Annotated in this window: 6 protein-coding genes; all 6 read left to right on the top strand. The window is 72.4% G+C overall.

Annotation, left to right across the window (positions count from 1 at the left end; all coding sequences use genetic code 11):
• Positions 1-151: 151 nt before the first annotated feature.
• Genes asnB through ACZ7SW_RS16210 form a run of 6 tightly spaced genes read left to right on the top strand, consistent with a single transcriptional unit; the run spans position 152 to position 15,943 of the window.
• Complete coding sequence (gene asnB / locus ACZ7SW_RS16235) at positions 152-2,023, top strand: asparagine synthase (glutamine-hydrolyzing) (RefSeq protein WP_470231188.1); 1,872 nt, start codon at positions 152-154, stop codon at positions 2,021-2,023.
• Positions 2,011-2,727, top strand: a complete 717-nt coding sequence (locus tag ACZ7SW_RS16230) for an aspartate/glutamate racemase family protein (RefSeq protein WP_470231187.1) — start codon at positions 2,011-2,013, stop codon at positions 2,725-2,727. Before asnB ends, ACZ7SW_RS16230 begins: the two co-directional genes overlap by 13 nt.
• Complete coding sequence (locus ACZ7SW_RS16225; protein WP_470231186.1) at positions 2,724-4,412, top strand: non-ribosomal peptide synthetase; 1,689 nt, start codon at positions 2,724-2,726, stop codon at positions 4,410-4,412. The genes ACZ7SW_RS16230 and ACZ7SW_RS16225 overlap by 4 nt, the downstream gene beginning before the upstream one ends.
• Entirely contained in the window at positions 4,409-10,789 is a 6,381-nt protein-coding gene (locus tag ACZ7SW_RS16220) for an amino acid adenylation domain-containing protein (RefSeq protein WP_470231185.1), read from the top strand. The genes ACZ7SW_RS16225 and ACZ7SW_RS16220 overlap by 4 nt, the downstream gene beginning before the upstream one ends.
• A complete protein-coding gene (locus ACZ7SW_RS16215) occupies positions 10,786-11,523 on the top strand; it encodes an aspartyl/asparaginyl beta-hydroxylase domain-containing protein (protein ID WP_470231184.1) in 738 nt (245 codons plus the stop codon). Before ACZ7SW_RS16220 ends, ACZ7SW_RS16215 begins: the two co-directional genes overlap by 4 nt.
• Positions 11,524-11,536: 13 nt before the next feature.
• The gene (locus ACZ7SW_RS16210; protein ID WP_470231183.1) at positions 11,537-15,943 is read left to right on the top strand and encodes a type I polyketide synthase; all 4,407 of its coding nucleotides are present in this window, start codon (positions 11,537-11,539) and stop codon (positions 15,941-15,943) included.
• The last annotated feature ends 26 nt before the right edge of the window (positions 15,944-15,969 follow it).

Genomic DNA, 15,969 nt, shown 5'->3' with positions numbered 1-15,969 from the left:
CGGGGACTGTCCGTGAGGGGAACCCCGAGGGAATCTGATTCCCCCAGGATTCCCCTCACGGACCCACGGCCGGGACGCGGGAAAACTGGCCGATAACCGTTCCCCGACACGATGTTCCCATCGCAGGACCTCCGGATGGGAGCGACGGGAAATGTGTGGCATTGCAGGCGTCTTCGCCCTCGCCGACGGGCGGCGGGCCGACGGCGGCGCGGTCGGGCGGATGACCGCCGCGCTCGCGCACCGCGGGCCCGACGACCTCGGCCGCTACGCGGACGGTCCGGTGTCCTTCGGCTTCCGCCGGCTGTCCCTGGTGGACCTCGAGCACGGCGGCCAGCCGCACCGGACTCCGGACGGCGGCGTCGTTTCGGTCTGCAACGGCGAGATCTTCAACCATCGCCAGCTGCGGACCCGCCTGATCCGCGATGGGCACCGGTTCCGCTCCGAATCCGACACCGAGGTCCTGGTCCACCTGTACCGGGAACAGGGGCCCGGCTTCGTCGCGGAGCTGGACGGCCAGTTCGGTTTCGCCCTCTACGACGCGCGGGCCCGGCGGCTGCTGCTGGCCCGCGACCGCTGCGGGATCGTGCCGCTCTTCTACACCGTGGTCGACGGGCAGCTGATCTTCGCGTCCGAAATCAAAGCAGTGCTGGCACATCCGCTGGTGCACCGCGCGGTCGACCTGCGCGGCCTCGACCAGGCGCTCGCCCTGCCCGGACTGGTCAGCCCGCGGACGATGTTCGAGGGCATCCGCTCGGTCCGGCCCGGCGAGCTGATCATCGCCGACGCCAGCGGGATCCGGACCCAGCAGTACTGGGACCTCGATTATCCCGAACACGACCCGGCCTCGGGACCCAGTGAGTCCGAAGTGGACCGGCACGCCGACGAGGTGCGCGAACTGCTCGACGAAGCGGTCCGCAGCAGGCTCGCCGCTGACGTCCCGGTCGGGCTTTACCTCTCCGGCGGGCTGGATTCCAGCCTGCTAGGCGCGCTGGCCACCGGTGCCGATCCGCGGCGGCAGCTGAAGAGCTTCGCGGTTTCGTTCCCGGGCAAGGAGTTCGACGAGAGCGGCTACCAGCGGCTGGTCGCGGCGAAGCTCGGCACGCACCACCACGAGGTGCCGATGCGCGACGGCGACTACGCCGATCTGCTCCGGAAGATGGTGCGGCACGCCGAAACCCCGGTGCGCGAATCCTACAACGTGTGCTCGCTGGCGCTGTCCCGCGAGGTCCGGGCGGCCGGGGTCACCGCGGTGCTGAGCGGGGAAGGGGCCGACGAGCTGTTCGGCGGCTACCCCGGCTACCGGTTCGACGCGTCCGGGCTCGGCGGCGGGGAACAGGATCCGCTCGAAGCCCGGCTGGAGCGCGAGATCAGCGAGCGGATGTGGGGCCTCGATTGGCGCTACGAACAGGCGCAGCTGCCCGCGCTGGAGGCCCGCCGCGAGATCTACAGCGCCGATCTCGCCGCCTCGCTGGACGAATTCGCGGTGACCGGGCAGCGGCTGGTCGACCCGGCCAAGCTCGCCGGACGGCACCCGCTGCACCAGCGGTCCTATGCGGACTTCAAACTGCGGCTCGCCGACCACCTGCTCGGCGACCACGGCGACCGGATGGCGATGGCCAACGGCGTCGAACTCCGTTTTCCCTTCCTGGCCAACAGCGTCCTGGACCACGCGCGGACGATGCCCGCCGAGCTGATGGTCGCGGGCGGGCGGGAGAAGGCGGTGCTGCACCGGGTCGCGCCGGGGCTGGTGCCGGACGAGGTGCTGAGCCGGACCAAATTCGGCTTCCGCGGCCAGACCAGCACCGACCTGCTCCGGGAGCGGGCGGAGTGGTTCGAGGACCTGATCTCGCCCGCGACGGTCGCCGCGCAGGGGTATTTCGACCCGGCCGCGATCACCGCGCTGGCCCGTCGCCAGCGCGCGGGCGGGCATCGGGTGCACCCGCATCTGGACACCGATTTCCTGTTGTTCGCCGCCACTTTCGCGCTGTTCGTGGAGGAGTTCGAGTTGCCATGCCTGCGCTGACGAAGGAACGGACCCCGCTGTTCGGCGTGGTCGGCGGAATGGGCCCGATGGCGTCGGCCGAACTGGTCGGCACGATCTACGGCGTCGAACCGCCGGACGACGAACGCACCGCCCCGCGCGTGCTGCTCTGTTCGGACCCGGCCGTCCCCGACCGGACCGAGGCGATCGAATCCGGGACCGAGCACGGGCTGGCCGACCGGCTGGAGGCGTCGGTCCGGCTGCTGGCCGCGGCCGGGGCCGAGCGGATCGTCGTCGCCTGCGTCACCGCGCATCACGTGCTCGACCGCCTGCCGCCGGAACTGGCGAGCCGCTGTGTGTCCTTAGTGGACCTGGTGATCGACGAGCTGGCGCGGGCCCGGCACCGGTATCTGCTGCTGTGCACCAGCGGCACCGCGAGCGCCGGGGTCTTCACCCGGCATCCGCGCTGGCCGGAGGTCGCCGACCGGGTCGCGGTGCCTGGCGAGGCGGACCAACTGGCGGTCCACCAGCACATCTACCGGCTCAAACGCGGCGGCGGGCGCGGCGAGGCGATCGAGTTCGTGCGGGACGCGCTGGTCCGGCACGGGGTGCGCGGATTCGTCGCCGGCTGCACCGAATTCCACTTGGTGACCAGGGCGATCGACGCCGCGGGCTTGGCCGCCGACCTGCCCAGCATCGACCCGCTGGCCATCGCCGCCAGGCGGATCAAGGAGGGAACACTGTGACCACGACCATCCTCGGCCGCTGGGCGGCGGGCGTCGCCCGGAACGGCCGCGCACCGGCGATCGAGACCAGCGAACGCGGGTTCACTTACACCGGACTGGCCCACCGCGTGGCCGGGTACGAAGCGGCGCTCGGGACCGGGTCCGGTCCCGTGCTGCTGCTCGCCGCCGACGCCGCGCAGGTCGTCGCCGCGATGCTCGGCTGCATGGCGGCGGGCCGGGCGTTCGCTCCCGCCGATCCGAGGCTGCCGAGCGCCGGGATCACGGATCTGATCGGCGTTCTCGCCCCGTCGACGGTGGTCGCGGACGAGGCCGGACGGGCCGCGCTCGCTGACGTCACGCTGCCCGCCGAGGTGCGGGTGCTGAGCACCGACGAGGTGCCGGACGCGCCGCCGGACGTGGAACGCTGGCTCGACCACGCCGTGCCGGACCGCGGCTACGTTTACTTCACTTCCGGCTCCACCGGCCGTCCGAAGGGCCTGCGCGGCAGCCTCGCCGCGATCGAGCACTTCGTGAGCTGGGAGATCGAGGAGTTCGCGGTCGACGCCGACAGCCGCGTCTCGCTGCTCACCTCGCCCGGTTTCGACGCCTTCCTGCGCGACGCCTTCGTCCCGCTGTGCGCTGGCGGAACGGTGTGCGTCGCGCCGCCGGAGGCCCGGATCGGAGCCGGGCTCGCGCGGTGGCTGACCGAATCCCGGATCACGCTGCTGCACTGCGTCCCGACGGTGTTCCGCACGCTGCGGGACGCACCGGCCGGCTGGCCCGCGCTGCGGTCCGTTCTGCTGGCGGGGGAGCGGGTGCACGCCTCGGACGTCGAGTGGTGGTTCTCCCGCTTCGACGGCAAGGACCTGGTGAATCTCTACGGCCCGTCCGAGACCACCATGACCAAGCTGTACCGCAGGCTCGGCATCGCGGACGCCGCGGCCGAGGTGGTGCCGGCCGGGCGTCCGCTGCCGGGTTGTTCGGTGCGGGTGCTCGGGTCCCGGCCCGGGGACGTCGGCGAGATCGAGCTGGAGGTCCCGTTCCGGCTGCTCGGCTACCTCGGCGCGGACCAGGGCGGATTCGACCCCGACGGACGCCGGTACCGCACCGGCGACCTCGGGCGGGTGCGCGAGGACGGCGAGATCGAGGTGCTCGGGCGCCGGGACCAGCAGGTGAAGGTCCACGGGGTGCGGGTCGAACTGGGGCAGATCGAAGCGGTGCTGCGGCGGCATCCTGGAGTTCGGGACGCTTGTGTGCTCGCCGTCGAAGGGGAGTTGCGCGCTTACGTGCTCGCTCCCGGCGTCGAGGACGCTGAGCTGGCCCGCCACACCGGCGAACTGCTTCCGCCATGGCTGGTCCCGGCCGAATTCGTTGCGGTGGAGGAGATTCCGCGGACGCTGAGCGGGAAGGTGGACCGCCGCGGGTTGCCTTCCCGGGCGGTGCGGCCGAGCGGGGGAGAGCCGCCGTCGGGGCCGCTGGAATGCGAGATCGCGGAGCTGGCGGCGGAACAGCTCGGCGTGCGAGGACTCGGCCGCCGGGACGATTTCACTGTGCTGGGCGGGAATTCGCTCACCATCGCGCGGCTGCTGGACCAGGTGCGGGCCCGGTTCCGCGCCGACGTCCCGTTGCGGGCCCTGCTGGCGGACCCGACCGTCGCCGGGCTGGCGGAGTCGGTCGCCGCGACTCGGCAGGAGCGGGTCGGATGAGCCCCCGGACCGGCATCCCGAAGCGCCCGGACCGCGAGTCCGCCCCGCTTTCCTTCGCCCAGCGCGCGATCTGGCGTGCCGACCAGCTCGCCGACGGCGCACCGCTGCACAACGAAGCCGTCGCGTTCCGGCTGTCCGGGCCGCTGGACGTCGACGCCTTGCGTGCCGCGCTGCAAGGTGTCGTCACGGCGCACGAGGTGTTCCGCGCGGCCCTCCGCTGGGACGGAACCGCCGAACCACACCAGGTCTTCGCCGAGCACGCCGACCTGCCGCTGGACCTGATCGACCTGACCGAGAACCCGGCCGCATTGCCGGACAAGATCGCCGAACTGGCCGCGGTGCCCTTCTCTCTGGACCGCGCCCCGCTGGCCAGGGCGCACCTGCTGCGGCTGGGACCCGACGACCACGTCCTCGTCCTGATCGCGCACCACCTGGTCATCGACGCGGGCGGGTTCGCGGTGCTCCTGGACGACCTCGCCGCCCGCTACACCGGCGCCGTCCCGGCAGAAACCCCCGGCGGCATCGGCTTCGGCGATTACGCGTCCTGGCAACGCACTTCGACCGAGCCCGGCGCCGACCTCGGCTACTGGACGCAACGGCTGGCAGCCGCGCCGACGACGGAACTGCCCTCCGACAGTCCACAAGGGACCTTCAAACACACCGACGGCGGCGCCTGCCACGCGGTGCTCCCGCCGGAGCTGGTCGCGCGCCTGAGCACGCTGGCCCGCGCCGAACGGGCGACGCTCGCCTCGGTCGTCCTCGCCGGGTTTTCCGCGGTGCTGCAGCGGTTCGCCGGGCTGGCCGAGCTGGTGGTCGGCATCCCGGTCGCCACTCGCGGCCGTCCGGGGCTCAACCGCGTGGTCGGCCCGTTGCTGAACCTGATCCCGTTCCGGATCGCGACGTCCGGGGCGCGGCCGTTCGCCGGGCTGCTGGACGAGGTCCGCCGTTCGCTGAAGGCCGATCTCGCCCACCGCGACGTTCCGCTCGACCTGCTCGTCGACGAACTGCGCCCGGCGAACCCGCTTTTCCAGCTTCTGTATGTGTTCCACAGTGGACCGGCGGCGCAGCTGAGCTTGCCCGGCGTCGCTTCGACCGCGCTCCCGGTGCACAACGGCTCCGCGAAGTACGACCTGTCGCTGCTCGTCCGCCCGAGGCCGGACGGCGGGCTCGACGTCACCCTGGAATACCGGTCCTCGCTGTTCAGCGAGGCGCTGGCGGAAAGCCTGACCGAAGCGATCGGCGCACTCCTGGGCGCGGCTGCGAACGAGGCGGAGCTCCCGATCGGCGCCTTGCCGCTGACCCCCACTCCACTGTCCGAAGTGGACTTCCCGGAGCGGGACTACCGCGACGCACCGGACGTCTCCACGGCAGTCCGGCGGCGGGCCGCCTCCGATCCGCACCGGCCAGCCGTCCGTCAGCACCGCACGACGCTCACCTATGCCGACCTAGACGAGCGCGCGGACCTAGTCGCGGACCGGCTGGCAGTCCGGCCCGGCGACAGGGTCGCGGTCCGGCTGGACCGCACGGTGAACGTGCTCCCGGTCGTGCTGGGGATCTGGCGGTCCGGCGGCGTGCTCGTGCCGGTCGACGGCGCGCTCCCGACTGAACGCGCTCGCTACCTTCTCGAAGACAGCGGTGCGAAGGTGCTGGTCACCGACCTCCCCTCGGCGGACCTGACCGCCGAGCGGGTACTGCACCCCGAAACCCTTCTCGCGCCAGGCCCGCGCTCCGAACCCCGGCACCGTCCGAAAGCGGACGAACTGGCCTACCTCATCTACACCTCCGGCTCGACCGGCAAGCCCAAGGGCGTCGCGGTCCGCCACGGCAACCTGACCAACCTCCTGCACACCATGGTGGAGACCCCGGGAATCGGCCCGGACGACGTCCTGCTCGCCATCACCTCGCTGTCCTTCGACATCTCCGTCCTGGAGCTGTTCGGCCCGCTGGTGGCTGGTGCCCAGGTGTGGATCGCGCCGTCGGGCACGGCCGCGGACGGCGAAGCGCTGGCGGCACTCGTCGGGAGCAGCGGCGCGACGATCGTGCAAGCGACGCCGTCGGTGTGGCGCGGTCTCGTCGCGGCGGATTGGCGCGGGTCCGGCGTGCGCGCCTGGACTGGCGGCGAAGCGCTGCCGCAAGACCTCGCCGAGGACTTGACTGGACGCGCCGCAGAGGTTTGGAACCTTTACGGGCCCACGGAAACGACCATCTGGTCCACAGTCGGCCGGATCGCCGCCGGAGAGCCGGTGACGGTCGGCCGCCCGGTGGCGAACACGTCCTGCGCCGTCGTCGATCCGGCCGGCCGTCCCGTGCCGCACGGCTGGACCGGGGAACTGACGATCGGCGGGGCCGGAGTGTCGGCCGGGTACTGGGGGCGGCCCGGGCTCACCTCGAGGGCCTTCGTCGCCGACCCGGCGCGGCCCGGCCGGATCCGGTACCGCACCGGGGACCGGGCGCGGGTGCGGCCGGACGGCCGGATCCGGGTGCTCGGCCGGATCGACGACCAGGTCAAGATCAACGGCCACCGCGTCGAACTGGGCGAGATCGAGCACGTGCTCGCCGGACTGCCCGGGATCCGGGAGGCCGCCGTCGTGCTGGACGTCTCCCGTGCGCCGCGGCTGGTCGCCTTCGTGACCGGGCAGCAGCCGGAAGAGGCCGCCCTGCGCGCCGCGCTCGGCCGTGTGCTGCCCGCGCAGATGATCCCGTCGGTGTTCCGCGCTCTGCCGAGGCTCCCGCTGAACACCAGCGGAAAAGTCGACCGCCCCCGGCTCGCTTCGGAAGCGGCCGGAATCGCGGCCGGAACCTCCCGGCGCGCACCGGTCGGCGCCACCGAACACCTGCTGGTCCGGATCTGGACCGACGTCACGGGTTCGCCCGCGGACGAGATCGGCACTGACGACGATTTCCTCGCCACCGGCGGGAATTCCCTCGCCGCGACCCGGCTGCTCGGCCGGATCCGCGCGGAATTCGGCACCGCGCCGACCCTCGCCGAGTTCTACGCCCGCCCGACCGTCGCCGCGCTGGCCGCGACGCTGCCGGAGCCGTCCGCGGGGCCGGTTCCGCTGGCCCGCAAGGAAAAACCGGCGCAGGTGCCGCTCACTGATCAGCAGCGGCAGGTGTGGCTGGCCGATCAGCTGGCCCCGGGGTCGGCCCGGTACAACCTGGCCGCCGCGATCCGCCTTTCCGGACCGCTGGACGTGGCAGCGCTGACCGCCGCGTTCGACGACCTGGTGGCCCGGCACGACCTGCTCTCCGCCCGGTGCGCGTCGGTCGACGGCGAGCCGATGCTCGTCCGCGACGCCGCCGCGGCTGCTCGGTTGCGGGTGGTGGACTTGCTTTCCGCCCGGTGCGCGTCGGTTGACGGTGAGTCGGTGCTCGTCCGCGACGCCGCCCGGTTGCCGGTGGTGGGCGATCCGCTTTCCGCCGGGTGCGCGTCGGTTGACGGGGAGCCGGTGCTCGCCCGGGACGCCGCCCGGTTGCCGGTGGTGGAGGACCCGCTTTCCGTCCGCTGCACCACGGTCGACGGGGAACCGATGCCCGACACCGCAGCCGCCGCTCAGCGCCGAGCCGTGGAAGGCTCGGCCGACAAGGAGGCAGCCAAGCCGTTCGACCTGGCCACCGGCCCGCTGCTGCGCGCGACCCTCCTCCGCCGCAGCCCCACCGAAGCCGAACTGGTCGTAGTCGCGCACCACCTGGCCCTGGACGGCTGGTCCATCGGCGTGGCCACCCGCGACCTCGCCGCCCTCTACGCCGCACGGACCGCAGGCACCGCACCGCCCGCGCCCCTCGACTGGAATTTCTTCGACCACGCCGCCGAAATCGCCGCGCGGACCGCCGACGAAGCTCCGCTGGAGTACTGGGCCGAACGTCTTTCCGGCCACTCCGGAGTGCTCCAGCTGCCAGTGGACAGCACCTCGACCGTCCAGCAGGGCGCGACCCTCCCGGTCGCCGTGCCGCCGGAGCTGGTCCGCGAAACCGCGACCCGCCTGCGCACCACCCCGTTCGCCGTGCTCCTGGCCGCGTTCGCGACCGTCCTCGGCCGCTACGGCAGCACCGACGACGTCGTCATCGGCGTCCCGGTGGCCAATCGGGCCGATCCCCGGTCGGCCGAGCTGCTCGGCTGCTTCGCCGGGACACTGCCGGTGCGCGTCGACCTCTCCGGCCGCCCCTCCTTCGACCAGCTGGTCACCCGGGTGGCGCGGACCGTTCCGGCGGACCTGGACCAGCCCGGCGTCCCGTTCGACCGGCTGGTCGAACGGCTCGGGCTGCCCCGCGACCCGGCCCGCCCGCCGGTCGCGCAGGCGATGCTCGTGTTCCAGAACCTCCCGGACGGCGACCTCGCCCTGCCCGGCCTGACCGCCGAGACCCGGCAGCTGGCCACCGGTGCCGCGAAGTACGACCTGACGCTCTCCCTCACCGACCGGCCCGGCTCGATGGCCGGCGAACTGGAGTACGCGGCCGACCGCTTCAGCGCGGGGATGGCCGACCGGTTCTTCGCCCACCTGACGACCGTGCTGCGCGCCGCCGCCGACCTCCCGCTGGACGACCTCGATCTCGGTCCGCAGACAGAACCCACCGGGGAGACGGATCTGCCGGAACTGCCGGTGCACGAGCTGTTCCACCAGCAGGCAAGCCGCACGCCGGACGCGATCGCAGTACGGCATTCGCAAGGGACGCTCAGCTACGCGGCTCTCGACCGCTGGAGCGACGCCATCGCGAACGAGCTGCTCCAGCGCGGTCCCGGCGAGTTCGTCGCGGTATCCCTGCCCGCCGGACCCGCACAAACCGCCGCGATCCTCGGCGTCGCCAAAACCGGGGCGGCCTTCGTGGTACTGGACCCAGGCGATCCCGCCTTGCGGATCAAGGAAATCCTCGCCGACGCCAACGCGACGCTGCTGCTGTCCACAATGGACATTAAAGTGCCCGGAATCGATCTGGTCGAGCTGCCCGAGTGCCCGGAAACCGCCCCGCCGGTACCGCGAAGCACCGTGCGTCCGGAGTTTCCGCTCTGCCTCGTGTACACCTCGGGCAGCACCGGCGTGCCCAAGGGAATTGTCCTGTCGCACCAGGTTTTCACCCAGTTCGCGGCCTGGCAGCGCGATCAGTTCGGGATCCGCCCGGACAGCCGGATCGCGCAGTGGGCGTCTTTCACCTACGACGCCGCCTACACCGAGGCCTTCGCCGCGCTCGGGGCCGGGGCGACGCTCTGCCTTCCCGACGCGGACAGCCGCCGCGACCCGGTGGCCATGGTGGACTGGCTGCGCGCCGAAGGCATCACCCAGCTGCAGACCGTGCCCGCGTTCTTCCGTCTCATGGTGGACGTTCTCGACGGCGCCGAGCTGCCCGCACTGGAGCATGTCCTGCTGGCCGGGGAAGTCCTGCCGCCCGCGCTCGTCGCGGATTGGGGCGGCCGGAGCAGGCTGCACAACCTGTACGGGCCGACGGAATGCATCCTCGCCACTCACCGAGAGCTGCGTAACGAGAACCTCGCGCCGACAGTGCCGATCGGCGAAGCGATCCCCGGCCGAGAGGTGCTCATCCTGGACCCGTGGCGGCGGCCGTGCCCGATCGGCGTGCCCGGCGAGCTGTACCTGCGCAGTCCGTTGCTGGCCGGTCGCTACCACCGGCGTCCCGAGGAGACGCTCGCCGCCTACGTGCCCGATCCGTGGCGGCTGGGCGGTTTCCTTTACCGCACCGGCGATCTCGCCTGCCGCCGCGCTGACGGCGAGCTGATCTTCGTCGGACGCCTGGGGCGGCAGGTCAAGCTGCGCGGCAACCGGGTCGAACTCGAAGGCGTCGAAGCCGTACTGGCCGCGCATCCGCAGGTTCGCGAAGCGGCCGCGATCGTGCACGACGGCGCGCTGCTCGCGTACGCGGTGGCCAGCGGGGCGACACCCGGCGAGCTGCGCGCGCACCTGGCCGACCGGTTGCCCGCCGCTGCGACGCCGGACGAAGTGGTCCTGCTGGACGACCTTCCCCGCACCCGCACCGGCAAACGAGACCTGGCCCGGCTGCCGGTGCGCACCAGCGGGCCAGCACCGGACAAGACCCCGCTGCGCGGCGCAGAACGCACCGTCGCCGAGGCCTGGTGCACGGTGCTGGGCCGGACGGAAATCCACCGCCACACCAACTTCTTCGAAGCGGGCGGCCAGTCGCTGCTCGCGGCGAAGCTGCAGCTCGAACTCAGTGCCCGGCTGGGCACGGAAATCCGGCTCGTGGACGTGTTCGCCCATCCGACGGTGGCCGGATTCGCCGCCTGGCTGGCGGACGCGGGCCGGACCCCGCGGCACGCGGCCCGCGGCGACCGGCGCCGGGCGGCTTTGCGCACGAGAGCCCGCACGCGGGCAGACCGCCGTACAACGAGGAAAGGATCGCTGTGAACGTCGAAGAAACCATGGCAGAGGTGACCGGCCGGGTCGGCGCGGACGGCCTCGAGCGCGTCCAGGAATGCCTGGAGATCATCGCCGGCCGCCGGGCCCCGCAGTACCTGCACGACGAGCAGGAGCCGACCCGGCTGTTCTTCCCCGGCATCAGCGCGCTGCCGTGGCACGACACCGCGCAGCTGGCGTGGGTGTCCGAAGTGGAGCGGGCGTACCCGGACATCAAGGCGGAATTCCTTGCCTTGCGCGAGGAACAAGCGCAGTTCGCGCCGTACGAGGACCTCTACACGAAGGAACTGGGCTGGCAGGGCTGGAACAATTACCAGCTTTACCGCAACGGCGAATGGCGCGAAGAGGCCCTGCGCCGCTGCCCGGCGACCGTCGAAGCGCTCCGCGCCACCCCGCACGGCCCGCGCGACGGCATGTTCACCGTGCTCAACCCCGGCGTGCACATCACCCCGCACACCGGCGGGGTGAACCTGCTGCTCACCTGCCACCTCGCGCTGCGGATCCCGCCCGGCTGCTCGATCACCGTCGCCGAGGACGAGCGGACCTGGCAGGAGGGCCGGTGCGTGCTGTTCGACGACAGCTTCATCCACGAAGCCCGCAACCAGGGCTCCGAACAGCGGGCGGTCCTGCTGTGGGACGTGTGGCACCCGGAGCTGACCCCGGTCGAGGTCGCCGCGCTCGAGTATCTGATGCCGAAGTTCCAGCGCTACTTCGCGGCCGCCTGAGACGGAGAGAACCATGACGGAACAGCACCAGAACCCCGGACTCCCGGACACCACCGACACCGACGACACCGCCGGACGGATCGCCGTCGTGGGCATGGCGGGCCGGTTCCCCGGCGCGGACTCGGTGTCCGGGCTGTGGCGGCTGCTGGAGGACGGCGCCGACGCGGTGCAACGGTTCACCGAGGCCGAACTCGCCGATGCCGGGATCCCGGCCGCCCTCGCGGCGGACCCGCGCTACGTCCCGGCGAAGGGCGTGCTGGACGACATCGCCGGTTTCGACTCGACGCTGTTCGGCTACGGCGCGCTGGAAGCCGACATCATCGACCCGCAGCAGCGGATCTTCCTGGAGGTCGCGCTGGCCGCGCTGGAGGACGCCGGCTGCGATCCGGACCGCACGGACGGCACCGTCGCCGTCTACGGCGGTTCGATGCTCAGCACCTACCTGATCCACCATCTGCTGCCGCGCGCCGATCTGCCCGCGAAGCTCGGGATTCCGTTGCTGTTCCAGGGAAACCAGCCCGACCAGCTGGCCGCGCGGGTGGCGTACAAGCTCGACCTGCGCGGTCCGGCGGTCACCGTGCAGACCGCGTGCTCCTCGTCGCTGGTCGCGGTCCACCTCGCCGCGTCCAGCCTGCTCAGCCAGGAATGCGACGTCGCGCTGGCCGGCGGCGTCACGGTCACCGTGCCCGACCGGGCGGGGTACCTGCCCACCGAGGGCGGCATCGAATCGCCCGACGGACGCTGCCGGCCGTTCGGCGCGGAAGCGAACGGCACCGTGTTCGGCAACGGCGCGGCGGTCGTGGTGCTCAAGCGGCTGTCCGACGCGATCGCCGACGGGGACCAGGTGCACGCGGTCATCCTCGGCTCGGCGGTGACGAACGACGGCGCCGCGAAGGCCGGGTACACCGCGCCGGGCGTCACCGGGCAGGCCGCGGCACTGCGGGAAGCGCTCGACCTGGCGGGCGCCGATCCGCGCTCGATCGGCTACGTCGAGGCGCACGGCACCGGCACCGCGATCGGCGACTCCATCGAGGTCGCGGCGCTGAGCGAGGTCTACGGCGAGCGGGCGGCCGAAGGCCCGGCGTGGTGCGGGCTCGGCTCGGTGAAGTCGAACATCGGCCACCTGGACACCGCGGCCGGGGTCACCGGCCTGATCAAGAGCGTGCTGACACTGCGGGCGGGCCGGATCCCGGCGAGCCTGCACGCCGGCAAGACCAACCCGGACCTCGGTTTGGACGGCAGCCCGTTCTTCGTGCCGGACCGGCTCGTCGACTGGCCGGTGGACGGCGGCCCGCGCCGCGCGGCGGTCAGCGCCTTCGGCATCGGCGGGACCAACGCCCACGTCGTGCTGGAACAGGCCCCGGAACTTCCGGCGCGCCCCGAGCCGTCCCGGAAGCCGCGGCTGCTGCCGATTTCGGCGGCGACCGGCACCGCGCTGTCGGCCGCGGCGAGCAAACTGGCCGACCACCTGGCCGAGCAGCCCGCCGAGCTGGCCGATGTCGCCAGCACCCTGCAGACCGGACGGCGGCAGCTGCCGCACCGGCGCGTCGTGGTCGCGGACGACACCGCTTCGGCGATCGCGGCGTTGCGTTCGGGCGGTCGCCGGGTGTCGGTGTCCGGACAGGCTGGCTCCGACGAGCCCTCGGTCGCGTTCGTGTTCCCGGGCCAGGGCGCGCAATTCGCCGGGATGGCGCAGGGGCTCTACGCCGCCGAGCCGGTGTTCGCCGAGGCACTGGACGAATGCGCGCAGCTGCTGGCCCGTCACAGCGACCTCGACCTGATCGACCTGTTGCGCCGGGACTCCGCGGAGCTGCAGCGCACGGAAATCACCCAGCCCGTCGTGTTCTGCGTGAGTTACGCGCTCACCAAGCTTTTCCAGCACCGCGGCGTCCGCCCGGCCGCCGTTCTCGGTCACAGCGTGGGGGAGTACGCCGCTGCCTGCGCGGCCGGAGTGTTCACCCTCGCCGAAGCCCTGAAGCTGGTCGTCGCCAGGGGCCGGGCTTTGGACGAGGTCCCGGCCGGGGCGATGCTCGCGGTGCCGCTCGCCGAAGACCAGGCCACGGTGCTCGCCGACCGGTACGGAGTGGATCTCGCCGCGGTGAACGGCCCTGAGTCCTGCGTGCTGTCCGGTCCGCGGGAGGGGATCGAGGCGGTCGCGGCGGAACTGGCCGAAGCGGGCAAACGGGCAGTGCGGCTGTCCGCCGACCGCGCGTTCCACAGCCGGTTGTGCGCGACGGCCGAGGAAGCTTTCTCCGCCGCATTGGCCGCAGTGACACCGAAAACGCCGACGGTACAGTTCGTGTCCACAGTCACCGGTGCCTGGATCACCGACGAAGCTGCCACCCGCGAGTACTGGCTCGGCCAGCTCCGCGCCCCGGTTCGCTTCCACGCCGCGCTCACCACACTGTCCGAAATGGACGGACGCGTCGTCGCCGTCGAGGCAGGCCCCGGCAGCGTGCTGACCGACCTGGCCAAGTCCGGGCGCAGCGGGATCCGCTTTGCGCCGGTGCCGCTGCCCAGCCGAGGGCAGGCCGGCGAGGAGGTTTCCGCGCTGCTGTCGGTCGCCGGGCTGTGGACCGAAGGCGTGCCGGTGGACTGGACGCGGTTCGCCGAGCCCGGCGGCCGCCGCGTGAGCCTGCCCGGCTACCCGTACGAGCACCGCCGCCACTGGATCGAACGCACCGCCCCGCTCCCGGTCAGCCCCTCCGGGCCGGTGCACGCGAAGCTCAGCTGGCGGGAAACCGCCGTCCCGGACACCGATCCGCTCGCCGAACGCCGCCACACCTGGCTGATTTTCGCCGATCCGGACGGCAGCACCCAGCCGGTCGCCGACTACCTGACCGCACGCGGCCAGATCGTCACCTCCGTGCTGCCCGGCGACGGATTCCGCCGGGTCCGTCGCGGGGTCTACGAAATCGACCCGGCCCGCGGCGAGGACTACGCGGCGCTGCTGCGCGAACTGCGCGGGATGGTCCGCACCCCGACCGCGATGGTGCACGGCTGGACGCTCGGCGGGAAAGCCGCCGCCGACGGCGATTTCGGTCCGCTCAGCCTGATCCGGCTCGCCCGCGCGATGGCCGAAGAAGCGTTGGTGACCGGCGTCGCGCTGGGCGTGCTGACCGCGGGCGGCCACGCGGTCGAAACCGGCGACCGGATCGACCCGGCGGCGACCGCGATGAGCGGCCCCGTGCTGGTCCTGCCCGAGGAGTTCCCGAACCTCCGGTGCACGCAGATCGACGTCGCCGCCGAGATCCCGGCCGAGCAGGTGGTCCGGACCGTGCTGTCGCCGCCGTCGAACCTCGTGGCCCTGCGCGGCGAACGGACGCTCGTGCGGATTCCGGTCCCGCTGCCGGATCAGGTTGGCGCGCCAACGGTATTGAAGCCGCGCGGAACCTACGTCGTCACCGGCGGTCTCGGCGGGATCGGCCGCTCCGTCGCGGAATACCTGGCCAGCACCAGCCAAGCCCGCTTGGTGCTGCTGGGACGACAGGCCGTCGCCGACGAAGCCTGGCTCGACCGGCTGCGGGCCGACGGTGCGGAAGTCCTTGTCCTGTCGGCCGATGTGGCCGACGCGAGCCAGGTCCGGCACGCGCTTTCCACGGCCCGTTCGCGGTTCGGCCGGATCGACGGTGTGGTGCACGCCGCCGGGGTGCCGGGCGGCGGATCGGTGTCGCTGCGCACCGACGAGGACGTGCGTGCGGTGCTCGCACCGAAGGTCGCCGGGACGCGCAACCTGCTGGCCGAACTCGCCGACGACGAAGCGGATTTCCTGCTGCTGTGCTCCTCGACCGCGGCCGTGCTGCCCACCTACGGGCAAGCCGACTATGCGGCGGCGAACGCCTACCTGGACGGGGTCGCGGCCGCGGCCACGGTCCGGCGCACGATCGCCGTCAACTGGGACATGTGGGCGCGGGTCGGAATGGCCGCGACCGCCGAAGTCCCGGCAGACCTCGAAGCCGTGCAAAAGGCGGCATTGGCGGGCGCGCTGACGCCGGAACAGGGCGTGGCGGCGTTCGCGGCGGTGCTCGGCGGCACGGAGCGGCAGGTGCTGATTCTGCGCGAGGGCGCGGAAATCCGCCCGGACGGCGCGCTGGACCTCGGCATCGCCGCGCCGGCCGCGGCCGCCCATCCCCGCCCGGATCTCGACACCCCTTACGCGGCACCGGAAACCGAAACCGAACTGCGGCTCGCTGAACTGTACGGGGAATCGCTCGGCCTCGACCGCGTCGGCGTCCAGGACGAATTCCTCGAACTCGGCGGGCATTCGCTGCTCGCCGCCCAGCTCGCGGCCCGGCTGCGCGCGGAGTTCGGCGTGGACGTCCCGGCGCGGGCCTTCTTCGAGGGCGGGCGGATCGCGGACGTGGCCGAAGAGATCGAAGCAGCGATCATCGCGGATTTGGAGAGTCATGAACGAGCGTGAGACACGAGTCAAGGACCGGCAACGCA

The organism is Amycolatopsis sp. NPDC114484 (assembly GCF_055633755.1).
The sequence above is the reverse complement of the archived record's forward strand: the minus strand, read 5'-3'. Positions and strand labels throughout refer to the sequence as shown.

Excerpts from the sequence above, each read along its gene's own strand:
- asnB (WP_470231188.1), top strand. The coding sequence starts at position 152 with ATGTGTGGCATTGCAGGCGTCTTCGCCCTCGCCGACGGGCGGCGGGCC.
- ACZ7SW_RS16230 (WP_470231187.1), top strand. The coding sequence starts at position 2,011 with ATGCCTGCGCTGACGAAGGAACGGACCCCGCTGTTCGGCGTGGTCGGC.
- ACZ7SW_RS16220 (WP_470231185.1), top strand. The coding sequence starts at position 4,409 with ATGAGCCCCCGGACCGGCATCCCGAAGCGCCCGGACCGCGAGTCCGCC.
- ACZ7SW_RS16210 (WP_470231183.1), top strand. The coding sequence starts at position 11,537 with ATGACGGAACAGCACCAGAACCCCGGACTCCCGGACACCACCGACACC.